This window comes from Pseudoxanthomonas mexicana, from assembly GCF_001556105.1.
GTDB lineage: Bacteria > Pseudomonadota > Gammaproteobacteria > Xanthomonadales > Xanthomonadaceae > Pseudoxanthomonas_A > Pseudoxanthomonas_A mexicana_A.
Map to the genome: position 1 here is coordinate 133,388 of NZ_LSIF01000027.1, position 16,348 is coordinate 149,735.

Consider the following 16,348-nt stretch of genomic DNA (forward strand, 5'->3'; position numbering starts at 1 on the left):
CCAGCTTACCCGGCGGCGATCTCCACGCGTTTCCCGCCGGCACGCGCGGACGCGAAGATCGCGTCCAGGGCCTGCATGTCGCGCCAGCCCTCCTCGCCGGGGACGCGCGGTGCACGCCGTTCCAGGATGGCCAGCGCATCAGCATCCATCTGCCGCGCCTGCTGCGCCGGCGTGGTACCGATCGCCGCATCGAAGCGGCGTCCGTCGCTGGCTTCGCCACGCACGCCCTCGTAGGCCTGGAACGGCGACAGTTCGTACCACCCGCTTGCGCAGTCCGCGCGCAGCCGGTTCATGTTCTTGCCGAAACTGGTGGCGCAGTCGGCGGTGACGCCGTCACGGAATTCGAGGCGGAACCGCATCGTCTCATCGACACCCCGGAAGATATCCGGACGCTGTATCGACGACGTCGCCGTCACCGCGATGGGTTCCGCGCCTGCGGTGTAGCGCGCCGCATTCAGCGCGTACACGCCCATGTCGTACATCGCACCGCCGCCCCGCGCAGCATCCAGCCGCCAGTTGTCGCCGCTGGCACTGTCGAATCCATGGAACCCGGCCTCGGCGCGGATGCGCTGCAGGCGCCCGAACGGCTGCGACGTCGCCAGCGCCATCACCGCCTGCGTGTTCGGCTCATGCTGCATGCGGTAGCCGATCGCCAGTTGCACCCGATGCTGCCGGCAGGCATCGATCATCGCGAGGGCTTCCGCTGCATCCATCGCCATCGGCTTCTCGCACCACACGTGCTTGCCCGCCGCCGCCGCGCGCAGGGTGAACGGTTTGTGCAGATGGTTGGGCAGCACGACGTAGACGACGTCGATGTCGGGGTTGTCGGCGATGCGGTCGAAGCCGGTGTAGTCGTAGACGTTGCGGTCGGGAATGCCGTGGCGACGCTGCCACGCCTCCGCCTTCGCCGGGGTGCCGGTGACGATGCCGGCCAGGCGGCAATGTCGCGTCATCCGCAGGGCCGGCGCCAGCAGGTCGCGGCTGTAGTAGCCCAGTCCCACCAGCGCGACGCCGAGCGGGCGCGACGCCCTGGCGCGCGCGATGGGCAGCATGCCGGCGATGCCGGCGGCACCGAGCGCAGCGAGCAGCCGTCGGCGCGAAGGATCTGGAGAGGAATGCTCGGCGCTCATCGCGGACAGCCTCGGGTGGGGAACCGCGAGGCTACCGCATGCATCGCGCCGACGCGTCAGCGTGCGCGTTGCCCGGCTGCATGCCGCCAGAAGAAATCCACCAGCGGCGGCAGCTTGCCGGCCAGGCCCAGCAGCGGACCGCGCAGCAGGGTCAGGTGCATCTCGTCGGTGGAGAACAGCCGGTTGATGCCCTCGAACGCGTAGGCGGCGGTCGCGTTCTCGCTGCGGCGCTGGCGCGCCCAGCGCGCGAGCCGGTGCGTAGCGGCCCAATCGACGCGACGGCCTTGCGCGGCACGGATGCCGTCACGCAGCGCGGCCACGTCGCGCAGGCCGAGGTTGACGCCCTGCCCCGCCAGCGGATGCACGACATGCGCGGCATCACCGGCGACGATGACGCGGCCGGCGACGTAGTCCTTCGCCAGCTGCCGCTTCAGCGGGAAGGCCGCGCGCGGCGAGGCCGCGTCCACCTGGCCGAGCTTGCCGCCGATGGCCAGCGTCAGTTCCCGGCCGAACGCGGCGTCGCCCAGTGCCAGCACGCGCTGCGCTTCGTCGTCCGGCAAGGTCCAGACGATCGAGCTGAGCCCGTCCGCGAACGGCAGGAAGGCCAGGGGGCCCGTCGGCAGGAACCGCTGCCACGCGGTGTCTTCATGCGACGCGGCGGTGCGCACGAACGCCACCACGCCACGCTGTGCGTAATCGCGCGCGGCGACCTCCAGGCCGGCGAGGCGGCGCAGGGTGGAATCGGCACCGTCGGCCGCCACCACCAGCCGCGCGTCGACGCGCGTGCCGTCATCCAGCCGCAGCGTCACGCCGGCGTCGTCCTGTTCCATCGCCTCCACGCGTGCCGAGCAACGCACCTGCACACCGGCCGCCGGCAGCGCGGCCCACAGCCGGTCGACCAGCAACCCGTTCTCGACGATCCAGCCCAGTTGCGTGCGACCCAGCGCATCGGCATCGAAGCGCAGTTCGTCGCCACCGCCGGCATCCCAGACGCGCATGCGCCGGTACGGCTGCGCACGCGCGTCGCGCACCGCGTTCCACACACCGGCGTCATCGAGCAGCGCCGCGTTGTCCGGCGCGAACGCATAGACGCGCAGGTCCGGCTGCGCCGGCGACCATCGCACTGGTTCGCGACCTTCGACCAGCACCACGTCCAGCCCTTCGCGCGCCAGCACCAGCGCGCAGGCCGCCCCCACCACACCGCCACCGACGACGGCGACATCGATCTGTCCACGCCGCTTCATGCAGCCTCTCCACGGCACAGCGCCGGCACATCGCCGCGGAAGCCCATCGCACCGCCGACCAGGAACGACTGCAGCGACGGCTGCGCATCCACCGCCAGCAGGCCCAGGCTGCGCAGCGGCTTCAACAATGGCGATGGATTGGACGTCAGGCGTGCGAGCCCATCGGAGAAGGCCAGCGTGCGTTCGCGATCTTCCTGGCGTCGCGTGGCGTAGGCGGCCAGGCTGGCGGCAGCGCCCGGATCATCGCCGCGCGCGATCTCTTCGGCCAAGGTCAGTGCATCGCGCAGGCCGAGGTTGAAGCCCTGCGCGCCGATCGGATGGATCGTCTGCGCGGCATTGCCCAGCACGACGGCGCGGTCTGCGACCAGCCGCTGCGCGACCACGCGGATGATCGGATACGCACTGCGCTCGCCGCTGGCGGTCAGGCGGCCGATGCGCCAGCCGGCGGCATGTTGCAGGCGAGCCAGCCACGCGGCTTCGTCGAGCGCGGCGACGGCGTCGGCTTCATCGTGTGCCACGCCGTGGATCACGCCCCAATGACGGTCACCGCGCGGCAGCAGGGCGGTCGGTCCGGCATCGCCAAAACGTTCGTACGCGGTGCCGTCCGGTGCCTGCGTGGCACGCACGCGGGCGACGAACAGGGTCTGGTCGTAGTCGTGCTCGTCCACCCCGATGCCGAGCGCATCGCGTACGGCGCTACGGGTACCGTCCGCAGCCACCATCAGCCTGCAGCGCACCAGGCGCTCACCGTCGGCATCGGCGATCCGCAGGACGCGATGACCTGCTTCGTCCGGCGCGAAGCCGACAAAGCGTGCCGGCCGGTAGCGTGTCAGCTGCGGGAGTTCGTCCAGCCGCACTTCCAGCGCTTCGCCGAAATCGCGCGCCACGACGACCTGGCCGAACGACTCGCGCCCGTAGTCGGTGGCATCCAGCTTCACCCGCCCGAAGTCGCCCTGGCGGCTGATGTGGATGCGCCGGATCAGGCCGGTGGGCGAACGCAGGTGCTGCATCACGCCCAGTGCCGTCACCGCGTTGACCGTCGCGGCGGCGAAGCTGAGGTTGCGTTGGTCGAATACTGCGGGCATCTGCCCCGGCGGCGTGGCTTCCACCAGCCCCACGTCCAGTCCCTGCCGGTCCAGGGCGATGGCGAGGCTGGCACCGACCAGTCCGCCCCCCACGATCACCACGTCATGCCGTTCTTTCATGCGGCCATGATAGCGCCCCGCCTCCAGCGCCCCGGCAGGCGGCCTGCCATCGGCAAGCTCCGGTAGAATGCGGGGCTGAGTCTCCGGAACCGTGCCGATGAACACCACTTCCCAACGCGTCCTCGTGCTGACGCTGGTCGCCGCCCTGCTGGTCCTGACCCGCCTGCACCTGCCCACCACCTTCGGCCACATCGGTCCGTTGCCCGACGCCAGCTGGGCCGCCTTCTTCATCGGCGGCTACTACCTGCGCACCTGGTCGCGCTGGGCCTTCCCGCTGTTCATGGCTGCGGCCGTGGTGGTGGACTACATCGTCATCAGCGGCCAGGGCATCAACTTCTGGACGCATTACTGCGTCTCGCCGGCGTACTGGTTCCTGGTGCCGGCCTACGGCGCCATGTGGGCCGGTGGCGCCCTGCTGCGCCGCTACCAGACCGCGAACCACGGCCGCACGCTGGCGCTGCTGGTCGGCAGCCTGCTGGCCTCGGTCACCGTGTGCCACCTGCTGAGCCAGGGCAGCTTCTACTGGCTGAGCCCGGTGGTCAGCGAACCCACCTTCGCCGGCTGGTGGAAGAACTTCAGCGACTGGTACCTGCCCTACCTGCGCGTGGCCGCGATCTACGTGGGCCTGGCCGTCATCGTGCATGTGATGGTCGAGCAGGTCGTGCGCCTGGCCAGGCCGCACGGCCGCACGGCCGACTGATCCCGCCGATGGGCAACCGCCTCTCGAAGATCTACACCCGCACCGGCGACGACGGCAGCACGGGATTGGGTGATGGCACGCGCGTGGGCAAGGACTCCGCGCGCGTCACCGCCTACGGCACGGTGGACGAAGCCAACTCGGCCATCGGCGTGCTGCTGGCGGTACCCAGCGTGCAGGACGACATCCGTACCCTGCTGACCACGGTGCAGCACCAGCTGTTCGACCTGGGCGGCGAGCTGTGCATCCCGGGCCACGCCGCGATCACCGGCGATGACGTGGACGCGCTGGAACGGCAGCTGGACCACTACAACGACGACCTGCCGCCGCTGAAGGATTTCATCCTGCCGGCCGGCGGCGAAGCGGCGTCGCGCTGCCATCTGGCCCGCACCATCGTGCGCCGCGCCGAACGCGAGACGGTCACCCTGGCCCGCCACGATGCCGTGCGCCCGGAGGCGATCCGCTACCTCAACCGTGCCGACGGCCAGGGCGAGGTGCTGTGGAAGCACGAGCGGCGGCATTCCTGAGGCCGCACGCCTTCCCCCAAGGTCGAGTGCCGGCGCCGGGGTGCCCCGCATAGAATGGAACCGGACATCCACCGGGAGAGGCGGTTCATGCCCCGTCGAGGGCAGCCGCCGGCATCGTGATCATCTACACCCACCCCGCCTGCCTGCTGCACGATCCCGGTCCTGAGCACCCGGAGCGTCCGGCGCGGCTGCAAGTCGTGCTCGAAGCCCTGCGCGAGCACCACGCCGACGCCGACTGGCGTGAGGCCCCCATCGTGAAACTCGGCGACCTGCGCCGCGTACACGACGAGGCCCTGGTCCACGAGGTGCTGGAAGCGGACGTATCCGGCTACCGCATGCTGGACCCCGATACCGTGATGTGCCCCGCCTCGCGCGCCGCAGCGCTGCGTGCGGCCGGGGCAGGCGTAGCCGCCGTGGACGCCGTGATGAATGGCGAGGACAAAACGGTGTTCTGTGCCGTCCGTCCACCCGGGCATCATGCGACCGGCACGACGGCGATGGGCTTCTGCCTGTTCAACAACATCGCCGTGGCAGCGGCCTACGCCTGCGACAAGCACGGGCTGGAGCGGGTGGCGGTGATCGATTTCGACGTGCATCACGGCAACGGCACCCAGGCCATCTTCTACAACGACCCGCGCGTGGCCTACTTCAGCAGCCATGAGTCGGGCATCTATCCGCACAGCGGCGCGCCCTACGAGCGTGGCGCAGGCAATGTGTTCAATGCCCTGTTGCCACCGGGCAGCGGCGGCTTCCGCTTCCAGAACACGTGGGCCGACGAACTGCTGCCGGCCCTGGACGATTTCAAACCGCAACTGGTGCTGATCTCCGCCGGTTTCGACGCGCACATGCGCGACCCGCTGGCCGACCTGATGCTGGAAACCGAGGACTTCGGCTGGCTGACCCGGCAACTGCGCAACGTGGCGCAGCGCCACGCCAGTGGGCGGGTCGTCTCGATGCTCGAAGGCGGATACGACCTGGACGCCCTGCGCGACTGCGCGAAGGTCCACGTCGACGAACTTCGCTGACCCGGAAGGGCCGCAGGCCGGATCGCTGAACCCCGACCGACACCGGCCGGAGGCCTTCATTGCCCGCATGCATGGGATGGGGCAAGCTAACGACCGTTTTTCGTCCGACAGCGAGCCCAGCACCGCGTGCGCACCGCCCTTCGCCTGCTCCCGTTGCCCTTCAGCATCGCCCTGTGCCTGCCGGCCCTGGCCAACGATGAGAAGCCCGACAGCTGGGCGCTGTGCCCGATCCAGGACGTGATCCCGGTATTCGGTGGCGCGCCCCAGCCCTCCGCCAACGGCAACGCCCAGGCCGCGCGCGATCAGCGTGCCGACCAGCCGACCTCGATCGAAGGCGATCAGCTGGGGGGCACCGAGACGAACCTGGAGTACCAGGGCAATGTCGCGCTGAGCCGCGGCGACCAGTTCCTCGGTGCGGACAACCTGAAGTACGACCAGGAGCAGGACACCTACGTCGCCGACGGCCATATCCGCTATCAGGACACCGGCATCCGCCTGCTCGCCGATACGGCGCGCGGCAACCAGGCGACCGATACGCACCAGATCGACAATGTGCGTTACCAGCTCGTATCCCGGCGTGGCAACGGCGGCGCCGACCGCATCGACATGAAGGGACCCGAGGGCAGCCTGCTGCATTCGACCTATTCGACCTGCGACCCCGAAGACCGTCGCTGGGAGCTGCGCTCGCGGCGCATCGACATCGACACCGACGGCGGCTGGGGCGTAGCGCACGGCGCGACGATCCGGCTGGGCAAGGTACCGGTGTTGTATGTCCCTTACCTGAAATTCCCCGTCGACGACCAGCGCCATACCGGCCTGCTGTACCCGGCGATCGGCATGTCGGGGCGCAATGGCTTCGACTGGAAGCAGCCGATCTACCTGAACCTGGCGCCGAACTACGACGCCACCCTGGAACCGCGGTACATGAGCAAACGCGGCTTCCAGATGGGTGCCGAGTTCCGCTACCTGTACGAAAAGGGCCGCGGCGAAATCCAGGGCACCTGGATGACCCGGGACAATCTGGTCCGGGACCGCATGAAAGAGCCGGACTACGATCCGAATAACCCGAACAACCCTGATCCGGACGCCGGCCGAGGCTTCCTCTCGTACGAGGGTTCCCATCGCTTCAGCCGGAACTGGCAGGCACGCGCCAACCTGATCTGGCTCAGCGACGCTCGCTACCAGGAACAGTTCGGTAGCTCGCTGTACGGCCAGGCGTATTCGTCGGTCACCAGCACCGCCGGCGTCTACGGCGCTGGCGAATACTGGAGCGCCGGCGTGATGGCCGACCATTGGCAGCTATCGGACTACACGAGCCGCAAGGAAGCGCTGCCCTACAATCGCGTGCCGCGTACCTACCTCAATTGGAACCAGCCGCTGAGCCGCTGGATCAATGTGGGTGGCCATGCGGAAGCGGTGCGGTTCCAGCACGACTCGCGCGCGGGCGGCAGTCGCATCGATATCAAGCCGACCGTATCGTTTCCGATCCAGGGCGCGTCCTGGTACATCACGCCGACGCTGGCGTATCGCTATACCGGATATCGCCTGGATGCCGAACTGGCCCAGAAGACTGCGACTGACCGGGCGATCGCGGCCTATGGCCTGCCCGCCAACCAGATCACGCCCGCGATGATCGCGGAGTTCTACGACCCCTCGCCCAGCCGAGGCCTGCCGATTGGCTCGCTGGATGCCGGCGTGTATTTCGACCGCGAGACCGAGATCAAGGGTGACCGCTTCCTGCAGACGCTTGAGCCGCGGCTGTTCTACCTCAACGCGCCGTATCGCGAGCAGGATGGCCTGCCGATCTTCGACACGCGCCCGTTCAACTTCAGCTACGGCCAGTTGTTCCGTGACAACCGCTACACCGGCGCCGACCGCCAGGCCGACGCCAATCAGCTGACGCTGGCGCTGACCACGCGCCTGTTGCGCCAGAAGGACGGCTTCGAAAGGCTGTCGGCCAGCGTCGGCCAGATCCGTTATTTCGACGACAGCCTGGTGACGTATTCGTCGGCCGAGGTGCCGCTGGAACGCGGAAAGTCGGCCTGGGTGGTCGACGCCAATTACGCGCCGACCGATCGCTGGACCATCGGCGCCTCGTACCAGTGGGACCCGAAGTTCCGCCGCGAAGACCTGGCCAGCGTGCGTGCGCGTTACCTGCTGCCGGACGACGGTGTGGTCAACATCACCTATCGCCGCCGCCGCGAACTGCTGGAGCAGGCCGATTTCTCGTTCCTCTATCCAGTCACGCCAACATGGAGCGTGGTCGGTCGCTACTACCGTTCGTTCTACCGCGACGAGTCGCGCGGTATCGAGCCCGGGCTGCTGGAAGGCGTGGCGGGCGTCCAATGGGACAGTTGCTGCCTCGCCGTGCGTGGGCTGGTGCGCCGCTACGTGCGCAACCGCGAGGGCGAAATGAACACCGCCTTCCAGGTCGAATTCGTCCTGAAGGGCCTTGGCTCGGCAGGCCGGGACACGGACCGCATCTTGCGCCGTGCTATCCTCGGCTACTACCGAGACGATCTCTATCTCGTCCCACCGAGCAATATCGCGCCGCGTCCGGACGACACCTCCTACGCTCCGGATCCGATGCCATGACCAAGCCGTTTTCCCGCCTCCTGATCGCCGGCCTGCTGACCGTGTCGGCCGCCGCCGCACCTGCGCTGGCGCAGACGCTGCAGCCGCTCGACCGCATCGCAGCCGTCGTCAACGAGGACGTCGTGCTGCAGAGCGAACTGGACCGCGCCGTACAGAACGTGCTCGCCCAGTACACCAACCAGCCCGGCCAACTGCCGCCACGCGCCGTGCTTGAGCGCCAGGTGCTCGAGCGCCTGGTGCTGGTCAAGCTGCAGGTTGCCCGTGCCGCCGAAACAGGCATCCGCGTCAACGACGCCGACCTCAACAATGCGGTGAACGCCGTCGCACAGCAGAACGGCACCACGGCGGACGGCCTGCGCCAGCGGCTGGAAGCCGACGGCATGTCGTTCCCCGAATTCCGCAATTCGCTGCGCGATGAAGTCACCATCCAGCGCCTCAAGCAGAATTTCGCGCAGACCCGCGTGAACGTCAGCGAAGGCGAAGTGGATGCCGCACTGGCGTCGCAGGCGGCCGGCGGCACGCAGTATCGCCTAGCGCACATCCTGGTCGCTTTGCCCGATGGCGCCAGCGCGGAGCAGATCAGCACCGGCCAGAGCAAGATCGATGGCGTCAAGGCACTCGTCGACAAGGGTGAGCTGGATTTCTCTGCGGCGGCCGTGCGCTATTCCGACAGCCCCAACGCGCTGGAAGGCGGCGAGCTCGGCTGGCGTAGCGTCGACGAGATCCCGACGGCCTTCGTCGAGATGCTGAAGGGCATGAGCCCCGGCCAGGTCGTCGGCCCCCTTCGCGGTCCCAGCGGCTTCCAGTTGTTGAAGCTGGTGGAAACGCGCGACGCAGCCCAGGCCGAGAAGCGCTCCGTCGAGGAATACAGTGCGCGCCATATCCTGGTGCGCATCACGCCGACCCAGGACGCGGCGGCGGCCAAGGCCAAGATCGACACGTTGCGTGCGCGCATCGCCGGCGGCGCCGATTTCGTCGCCGTGGCGAAGGAATCCACCGAAGACGCGAACAGCCGCGATGATGGCGGCGACCTCGGCTGGTTCCCGGCCGATGCGTTCGGTCCGGCGTTCGGCCAGGAAGTCACGCGACTCCAGGACGGCCAGGTCAGCCCGCCGTTCCGCACCGATGCAGGCTGGCACATCGTCCAGCGCGTCGGCAGCCGCCAGACCGACGTGACCGACCAGAACCGCCGTGCCCAGGTGCGCGACACCATCGGTCGCCGCAAGGCGGAAGACGAGTACAACCGTTACCTGCAGGAACTGCGTGGCGAAGCCTACGTGAATTTCCGTAGCGGCGACCGCGCCGAGACCACGCCGGGCGGCTGACATGACGCCCCGGCTGGCGCTGGTTCCGGGCGAGCCCGGCGGCATCGGACCGGAGCTCTGCGTGCGGCTGGCGCAGCAGCGCCGCCAGGACTGCTCGCTGCTCGCCTTCGGTGACGCCGCCACACTCGCCGCCGCCGCCGACGCGCTGGGCCTCCCGCTCCGCCTGCTTGCAGAACACGACGTCGCCACCCAGCCTGGCGACCTCCGCCTGCGCCCTGTTCCTAACGCGGTGGCCAATACGTTCGGCAGGACCGAACCCGGAAATGCGCGTGCCGTCATCGATGCGCTGACGCAGGCGGCGGATGCCTGCCTGCAGGGTCAGCTGGATGGTGTCGTCACGGGTCCGGTGCACAAGGCCGCCATCAACGCCGGCGGCATCGCCTACAGCGGCACCACCGAACTGCTCGCCGACCACGCCGGTTGCCCGGTCGTGATGATGCTCGCCAACGACATCGTCCGCGTCGCTCTGGCGACCACGCACCTGCCCCTGCGCGACGTGCCGGATGCGATCACGCCCGCCGCGTTGGAGCAGGTCCTGCGCATCACCCATGGCGCATTGCGCAGCGACTTCGGCATCGCCGATCCCGTCATCGCGGTGCTGGGCCTCAACCCGCATGCGGGGGAAGCCGGACATCTCGGCCGCGAGGAAATCGAGGTGATCGAACCGTTGCTCCATGCATTGCGCGCCGAGGGCATTCGCCTGGAAGGTCCGCTCCCCGCCGATACCGCGTTCCTGCCGCAGAAGCTGCGGGGCTTCGATGCCGTCGTCGCGATGTACCACGACCAGGGCCTGCCGGTGCTCAAGTACAGCGGCTTCGAGCAGGCCGTGAACCTGACGCTGGGCCTGCCCTATCCGCGCGTGGCGGTCGACCACGGCACGGCGCTCGATCTGGCCGGCAAGGGGATCGCCGACCCGTCCAGCCTGCTGGCGGCCGTCGCCACCTGCGCACGCATGGCGGCACGACGCACAGGCTGACACCCTGCGGCCGACGGGAGCGGCGGCATTCCCGCATAATTCCCGCATGTCGCATTTCAAGGCTCCCCCCAAGAAGTCCCTCGGCCAGCACTTCCTGACCGACCGCAGCTACATCGACAAGATCGTGATGGCGGTGAATCCTCAGCCGGGCGACCGGCTGGTGGAGATCGGTCCGGGCCAGGGTGCGATCACCTTCCCGCTGCTGCGCAAGCATGGCGAACTGACGGCCGTGGAATTCGACCGCGACCTGATCACACCGCTGATGGAGGCCTCGGAAGGCGTCGGCCGGCTGACCATCATCCACAAGAACGTGCTGGATGTGGACTTCGGCAAGCTCGCCGGCGACGAGAAGATCCGGCTGGTCGGCAACCTGCCCTACAACCTCTCGTCGCCGATCCTGTTCCATGCCATCGAACACGCCGCGTCGATCCACGACATGGTCTTCATGCTGCAGAAGGAAGTCGTGGACCGCATGGCCGCCGAACCCGGCAGCAAGGTCTACGGCCGGCTCAGCGTGATGTTGCAGGCGTACTGCCGGGTGGACTCGCTGTTCGTCGTGCCGCCGGGCGCGTTCCGTCCGCCGCCGAAGGTGGACTCGGCGGTCGCACGCCTGGTACCGCGCGATGCGTCCGCCGTCGGTATTACCGACCATCGCCGTTTCGCGGACGTCGTGCGCGCAGCCTTCGGCCAGCGCCGCAAGACCCTGCGCAATGCGCTGGGTGGTACGTGCAGTACGGACCAGATCGAAGCCGCCGGCCTGCGCGCCGATGCGCGTGCCGAACAGATCGAGGTCGAGGGCTTCGTCCGCCTCGCCAACCTGCCGGTGGAAGGTTGACCCACGCTGCAGCACGGCGTTGTTTCCGCTTTTACACGCCTTTGCATACACTTCCCGCATGGATTCCCCCGACTACGCCATCGACGTCGATGTCGCCACGCGCTTCCTGGACGACCAGTCCACGCCCGAGGACGGGCGCTACGTGTTCGCGTACACCATCCGCATCCACAACCGTGGCCGCGTGCCCGCGCAACTGTTGCGCCGCCACTGGATCATCACCGACGCCAACGGCAAGGTGGAGGAAGTCGAGGGTGAAGGCGTGGTCGGCGAGCAGCCCTGGCTGAGGCCGGGCGAAGATTTCCGCTACACCTCCGGCGCCATCCTCGAAACGGCGCTGGGCACCATGCAGGGACGCTACGACATGCTGGCCGACGACGGCACCCGCTTCGACGCTCCCATCGCCACGTTCACCCTGTCCGTCCCGCGGACGCTGCATTGAGTCCGGCGCGATGACGGTCTGGGCCATCGGCGACCTGCAGGGCTGCTACGACGCCACACAGCGTCTGCTCGAAAAGATCCGCTTCGATCCCGCGCAGGACCGCCTGTGGTTCTGCGGCGACCTGGTCAACCGTGGCGGCCAGTCGCTGGAGACGCTACGGCTGGTGCATTCGCTGCGCGAGCACAGCACGACGGTGCTGGGCAACCATGACCTGTCGCTGCTCGCCATCGGCGAACGTTCGCCGGACGAGCAGCGCAAGGTCAATCCCGACCTGCAGCGCGTGGTGCTGGCCGACGACGCGCGCGTGCTGCTGGACTGGCTGCGGCTGCAGAAGCTGGTGCACGTGGACCGCGAGCTCGGCTGGATGATGGTGCATGCCGGCCTCGCGCCGAAATGGACCACCGCGCTGGCCGAAAAGCATGCGCGCGAAGTCGAGCAGCAACTTCACGGCAACGCCTACCGCAAGCTGTTCCGCAACATGTACGGCGACAAGCCGAACTGGGCGCCGCACCTGTCCGGTTACGACCGTGCGCGCGCCATCATCAACGTGCTGACGCGCATGCGCTATTGCACACCGCGCGGGCGCATGGCGATTGAAGAGAAAGAAGCCCCTGGCCGCCAGGCGCAGGGCCTGTATCCCTGGTACGAGGTACCCGGCCGCGCCGAGCGCGACCTCAAGATCGTTTGCGGCCACTGGTCAACGCTGGGCCTGATGATCGGCCACGGCGTGCATGCGATCGACACCGGCGCGGTGTGGGGCGGCAAGCTCACCGCGCTGCAGTTGGATACCGACGAACTGCGGCTGGTGCAGGTGCCGGGCCGTGACGTACCGCCGCCACCGAAGGGCGAATTGCCGAAGGACTGAGCATGCGACAGGCGCGGCTATCGACGCTGTGCCTGGTGCTTCTTGTGCTTGCGGCCTGCCGCGACGAAACGCCGGTCCCCGTCGAAGCCGCGCCAGCTGCGGCCACGGCGGCTGCGGATGAGCCTCCCGTTGCGTCTCCACCGCTGGTTGCCGCGGCGCGTGCGCAGGTGGGCGTGGTCCGCCTGTACGACCCGGCCTACTTCAGCCTGTCCTATCCCGGTGGCGACGTGCCGGCCGATCGCGGCGTCTGCACCGACGTGGTCATCCGCGCGCTGCGGACGCAGGGGTTGGACCTGCAGCAGGCGATCCACGACGACATGCGCGTCCACTTCAGTGGATATCCGAAGCTGTGGCGACTGTCCCGGCCCGACCGCAACATCGACCACCGCCGTGTGCCCAACCAGATGCGCTGGTTCGAACGCAACGGATGGAATCAGAGCATCGGCTCTTCCACGGACGATTTCTCGCCGGGCGACATCGTGGCGTGGAAACTGACCGGCAGCGGCCTGCCGCATATCGGCATCGTGTCGGATCGCCGCAGCCACGACGGCACGCCGCTGATCCTGCACAACATCAACGCCGGCACGCAGGAAGACGACATCCTGTTCCGGCACGCCATCATCGGCCACTACCGCCCGCCGGCAACACTGTCGCGCGGCTAGCGCGCGCGCTGCAACGCCACGAAGTCGAACGCCAGCGCGTGCTTCGCGTCCGCAGGATGGTGTTCGCGCACCGTCTCGCGCCAGTCCTCGGGATCGAATGCCGGGAAGAACGCATGCGCATCCTCGACCACGGTGTCCACCTCGGTCAGGTGCAGCACATCAGCCCGTGCAAGTGTCAGCGCGTAGACCTCGCCACCGCCGATCACGCAGAGCTCGTCGCTGCCCTGCTCCGTCGCAATGCGAATCGCGTCCTCGACCGAGGCGACAGGCTGCATGCCCTCGAACGGCACGCGGCCGCTGCGCGTCAGCACCAGGTTCAACCGTCCGGGCAGCGCGCGCCCAAGCGACTCGGCGGTCTTCCGCCCCATCAGCACAGGCTTGCCCAGCGTCAGCGCCTTGAAGCGTTTCAGGTCATCGGGCAGGCGCCACGGCAATTCGTTGTCGCGGCCGATGGCGCGTTGGCGATCCAGTGCGGCGATCAGGGCAATGCGCATCGATGCTTAAACCGCCACCGGCGCCTTAATCGCCGGATGCGGATCGTAACCATGGATCCCGATGTCGTCGTACGTAAAGGCGAACAGGTCGGCGACGTCGGGATTCAGGTGTAGCTTGGGGAGCGCACGCGGTTCGCGCGACAACTGCTCGCGCGCCTGCTCGTAGTGGTTCGAATACAGGTGCGCGTCTCCCAGCGTGTGCACGAAGTCGCCCACGCCGAGGCCCGTCGCCTGCGCCACCATGTGCGTCAGCAGCGCGTAACTGGCGATGTTGAACGGCACGCCGAGGAAGATGTCGCCGCTGCGCTGGTACAGCTGGCAGCTGAGCTTGCCGTCGACGACGTAGAACTGGAACAGCGAATGGCACGGCATCAGCGCCATCTTCGGCAGCTCGGCGACATTCCACGCACTGATCACCAGGCGACGCGAATCCGGATTGCGCTTGATCTCGTCCACCAGCCATTGCATCTGGTCGATGGTCTTGCCATCGGCGCCTTCCCAGCTTCGCCACTGTTTGCCGTATACCGGGCCGAGCTCGCCGTTCTCGTCGGCCCACTCGTCCCAGATGCCGACCTTGTTGTCCTTGAGGTAAGCGATGTTGGTCTCGCCCTTCAGGAACCACAGCAGCTCATGGATGATCGAGCGCAGGTGCAACTTCTTGGTGGTGACCAGCGGGAAGCCTTGGTTGAGGTCGAAGCGCATCTGCCAGCCGAACACACTGCGTGTCCCGGTGCCGGTGCGGTCCGATTTCTCGGCACCCTGCTCCAGCACGTGGCGCAGCAGGTCGAGATACGGCTTCATGCCTTGTCTCCGGCGACGGCCTTCATGCTGCGTCCTTGCCGGTCGCCGGCGCGGGCACGACGGGCTGCACGGTCGGCGAGCGACGCGACAGCCACAGCAGGTAAAGGCCCAGCAGCACCAGCGGCACGCTGAGGATCTGCCCCTTGGTCAGCCAGCCCCAGGCGACATACACACCTTCGTCCGGCACGCGCACGAACTCCACCAGGAAACGGAACACGCCATACATCAGCGCGAACAGGCCGGAGATCAGGTAACGCGGACGCGGCTTGCGCGATGCCGCCCACAGCACCACGAACATCACCAGTCCTTCGAGGAACGCCTGGTAGAGCTGGGACGGATGGCGGGCGAACTGGTCGAGCGCGCCGGCGGCGTACTGCGCCTGCAGCTGCGCGGCGTCCAGCGAACGCAGCGCGGGATCCGTCGGGAAAATCACGCCCCAGCCCGCTTCCGTCGGCTTGCCCCACAACTCCGCGCCGATGAAATTGCCAAGACGGCCGAAGCCCAGCCCCGGCGCGACCAAGGGTGCGACGAAATCCATCGTGTCGAAGAAGTGCAACTGGTGCTTGCGCGACCACCACAGCGCCGCAGCCATCACGCCCAGCAGGCCGCCATGGAAGCTCATGCCGCCTTCCCAGACCTTGAAGATGGAGAGCGGATTGTCGAGGAAGGTGTCGAAACCGTAGAACAGCACGTAGCCCATGCGACCGCCCAGCACGACGCCGAGCATGCCGTAGAACATCAGGTCGGAGAACGCATCCGCGTTGACGCCCGGCAGTCGCCCCTGCTGGGCGCGCATGCGGCCCAGCCACCAGGCCACGACAAAGGCGAGCAGGTACATGAGCCCGTACCAGTGCAGCTTGATCGGGCCCAGCGAGAAGATGATCGGATCGATCTGGTGGAGGTAGATCATGCGCCTCGGCGTAGCCCGTGGAGATGGGCTATTTTGCCCCACCCGATACTCGCGTGTATGACCGGAACGGTCATCGCCATGAATCAGCCCAGCAGGTGCGGGCGATTCGGCAGCTCGTCTTTGTCGGGTTGGTCGTCCGACTGCGGGAAATGCCGGGCCAGATGGTCGGAGACCATACGGATGCCATCCAGGATCGCCTGTTCGGGACGGCCGGCGCGCATTTCCGTCTCGATCATGCGGCATACCTGCGTCCAGTCCTCGTCGCTTACCCGTCCGGTCAGGCCGCGATCAGCCACGATCTCGATCTGGTGATCGGCCAGCAACAGGTAGACCAGCACGCCGTTGTTGGCGTCCGTATCCCAGGTGCGCAGGCGGACGAACACATCCAGCGCACGCTCGCGGGGCTGGACGCCGGCGATCACCGCGCTCGGCGGCAGGCTGGATTCCACCGCGAACATGACTTCGCCGCGGTGCCGGCGTTCGCCTTCCGCGATCGCGTTGGTGATGCGCTGCAGGCTGTCTTCGGGGAACAGACGACGAGACGAACGGGCAAAGAAATGGCGCAGCAGGCGCATCACCAGCTCCCCGAGGCGCCACCGCCTCCCGACATGCCACCAC

17 protein-coding genes are annotated in these 16,348 nt (G+C 67.9%); 10 read left to right on the forward strand and 7 right to left on the reverse strand.

Annotated features, from left to right (window positions below):
• Positions 1-5 precede the first annotated feature (5 nt).
• The 3 genes from AX730_RS04685 to ubiH are packed head-to-tail and all read right to left on the reverse strand — an operon-like array spanning position 6 to position 3,579.
• Complete coding sequence (locus AX730_RS04685; protein ID WP_062352674.1) at positions 6-1,130, reverse strand: Gfo/Idh/MocA family protein; 1,125 nt, start codon at positions 1,128-1,130, stop codon at positions 6-8.
• A 56-nt stretch (positions 1,131-1,186) separates the two neighbouring features.
• Entirely contained in the window at positions 1,187-2,374 is a 1,188-nt protein-coding gene (locus tag AX730_RS04690) for a UbiH/UbiF family hydroxylase (protein WP_062352677.1), read from the reverse strand.
• Complete coding sequence (gene ubiH / locus AX730_RS04695; protein ID WP_062352680.1) at positions 2,371-3,579, reverse strand: 2-octaprenyl-6-methoxyphenyl hydroxylase; 1,209 nt, start codon at positions 3,577-3,579, stop codon at positions 2,371-2,373. The genes AX730_RS04690 and ubiH overlap by 4 nt, the downstream gene beginning before the upstream one ends.
• Positions 3,580-3,676: 97 nt before the next feature.
• On the opposite strand from ubiH, the gene AX730_RS04700 reads away from it, so the two are divergent.
• The 10 genes from AX730_RS04700 to AX730_RS04745 all read left to right on the forward strand — a co-directional run bounded on the left by AX730_RS04700 (position 3,677) and on the right by AX730_RS04745 (position 13,525).
• Positions 3,677-4,279 carry a hypothetical protein gene (locus AX730_RS04700; RefSeq protein WP_062352683.1) on the forward strand — a complete coding sequence of 201 codons (603 nt, stop codon included), beginning with the start codon at positions 3,677-3,679 and terminating at the stop codon, positions 4,277-4,279.
• Between the two features lie 8 nt (positions 4,280-4,287).
• The gene (locus tag AX730_RS04705) at positions 4,288-4,803 is read left to right on the forward strand and encodes a cob(I)yrinic acid a,c-diamide adenosyltransferase (protein WP_062352686.1); all 516 of its coding nucleotides are present in this window, start codon (positions 4,288-4,290) and stop codon (positions 4,801-4,803) included.
• Between the two features lie 116 nt (positions 4,804-4,919).
• The gene (locus tag AX730_RS04710; RefSeq protein ID WP_062352689.1) at positions 4,920-5,828 is read left to right on the forward strand and encodes a histone deacetylase family protein; all 909 of its coding nucleotides are present in this window, start codon (positions 4,920-4,922) and stop codon (positions 5,826-5,828) included.
• A 126-nt stretch (positions 5,829-5,954) separates the two neighbouring features.
• Positions 5,955-8,423: an LPS assembly protein LptD gene (lptD, locus tag AX730_RS04715; RefSeq protein ID WP_062352693.1), complete on the forward strand. Its 2,469-nt coding sequence runs from the start codon at positions 5,955-5,957 to the stop codon at positions 8,421-8,423.
• The gene (locus tag AX730_RS04720; protein ID WP_062352696.1) at positions 8,420-9,748 is read left to right on the forward strand and encodes a peptidylprolyl isomerase; all 1,329 of its coding nucleotides are present in this window, start codon (positions 8,420-8,422) and stop codon (positions 9,746-9,748) included. Before lptD ends, AX730_RS04720 begins: the two co-directional genes overlap by 4 nt.
• A gap of 1 nt (position 9,749) precedes the next feature.
• A complete protein-coding gene (gene pdxA / locus AX730_RS04725) occupies positions 9,750-10,724 on the forward strand; it encodes a 4-hydroxythreonine-4-phosphate dehydrogenase PdxA (RefSeq protein ID WP_062352699.1) in 975 nt (324 codons plus the stop codon).
• Positions 10,725-10,770: 46 nt separating this feature from the next.
• A complete protein-coding gene (rsmA, locus tag AX730_RS04730; protein ID WP_062352702.1) occupies positions 10,771-11,559 on the forward strand; it encodes a 16S rRNA (adenine(1518)-N(6)/adenine(1519)-N(6))-dimethyltransferase RsmA in 789 nt (262 codons plus the stop codon).
• Between the two features lie 58 nt (positions 11,560-11,617).
• Positions 11,618-11,998, forward strand: coding sequence for a Co2+/Mg2+ efflux protein ApaG (gene apaG / locus AX730_RS04735; protein ID WP_062352705.1), 381 nt, complete (start codon positions 11,618-11,620; stop codon positions 11,996-11,998).
• A 10-nt stretch (positions 11,999-12,008) separates the two neighbouring features.
• The gene (locus AX730_RS04740) at positions 12,009-12,863 is read left to right on the forward strand and encodes a symmetrical bis(5'-nucleosyl)-tetraphosphatase (protein ID WP_062352708.1); all 855 of its coding nucleotides are present in this window, start codon (positions 12,009-12,011) and stop codon (positions 12,861-12,863) included.
• Positions 12,864-12,865: 2 nt separating this feature from the next.
• The gene (locus tag AX730_RS04745) at positions 12,866-13,525 is read left to right on the forward strand and encodes a DUF1287 domain-containing protein (RefSeq protein ID WP_083537717.1); all 660 of its coding nucleotides are present in this window, start codon (positions 12,866-12,868) and stop codon (positions 13,523-13,525) included.
• Here the strand turns inward: AX730_RS04745 and AX730_RS04750 are convergent.
• From AX730_RS04750 to AX730_RS04765, 4 genes are all read right to left on the reverse strand, one after another.
• Complete coding sequence (locus AX730_RS04750) at positions 13,522-14,019, reverse strand: dihydrofolate reductase (RefSeq protein ID WP_062352714.1); 498 nt, start codon at positions 14,017-14,019, stop codon at positions 13,522-13,524. The genes AX730_RS04745 and AX730_RS04750 overlap by 4 nt on opposite strands.
• A 6-nt stretch (positions 14,020-14,025) precedes the next feature.
• Entirely contained in the window at positions 14,026-14,820 is a 795-nt protein-coding gene (locus tag AX730_RS04755) for a thymidylate synthase (protein ID WP_062352717.1), read from the reverse strand.
• Positions 14,821-14,842: 22 nt separating this feature from the next.
• The gene (lgt, locus tag AX730_RS04760) at positions 14,843-15,730 is read right to left on the reverse strand and encodes a prolipoprotein diacylglyceryl transferase (protein ID WP_062352720.1); all 888 of its coding nucleotides are present in this window, start codon (positions 15,728-15,730) and stop codon (positions 14,843-14,845) included.
• An 83-nt stretch (positions 15,731-15,813) separates the two neighbouring features.
• Complete coding sequence (locus AX730_RS04765; protein ID WP_062352723.1) at positions 15,814-16,305, reverse strand: TPM domain-containing protein; 492 nt, start codon at positions 16,303-16,305, stop codon at positions 15,814-15,816.
• Positions 16,306-16,348: the final 43 nt, after the last annotated feature.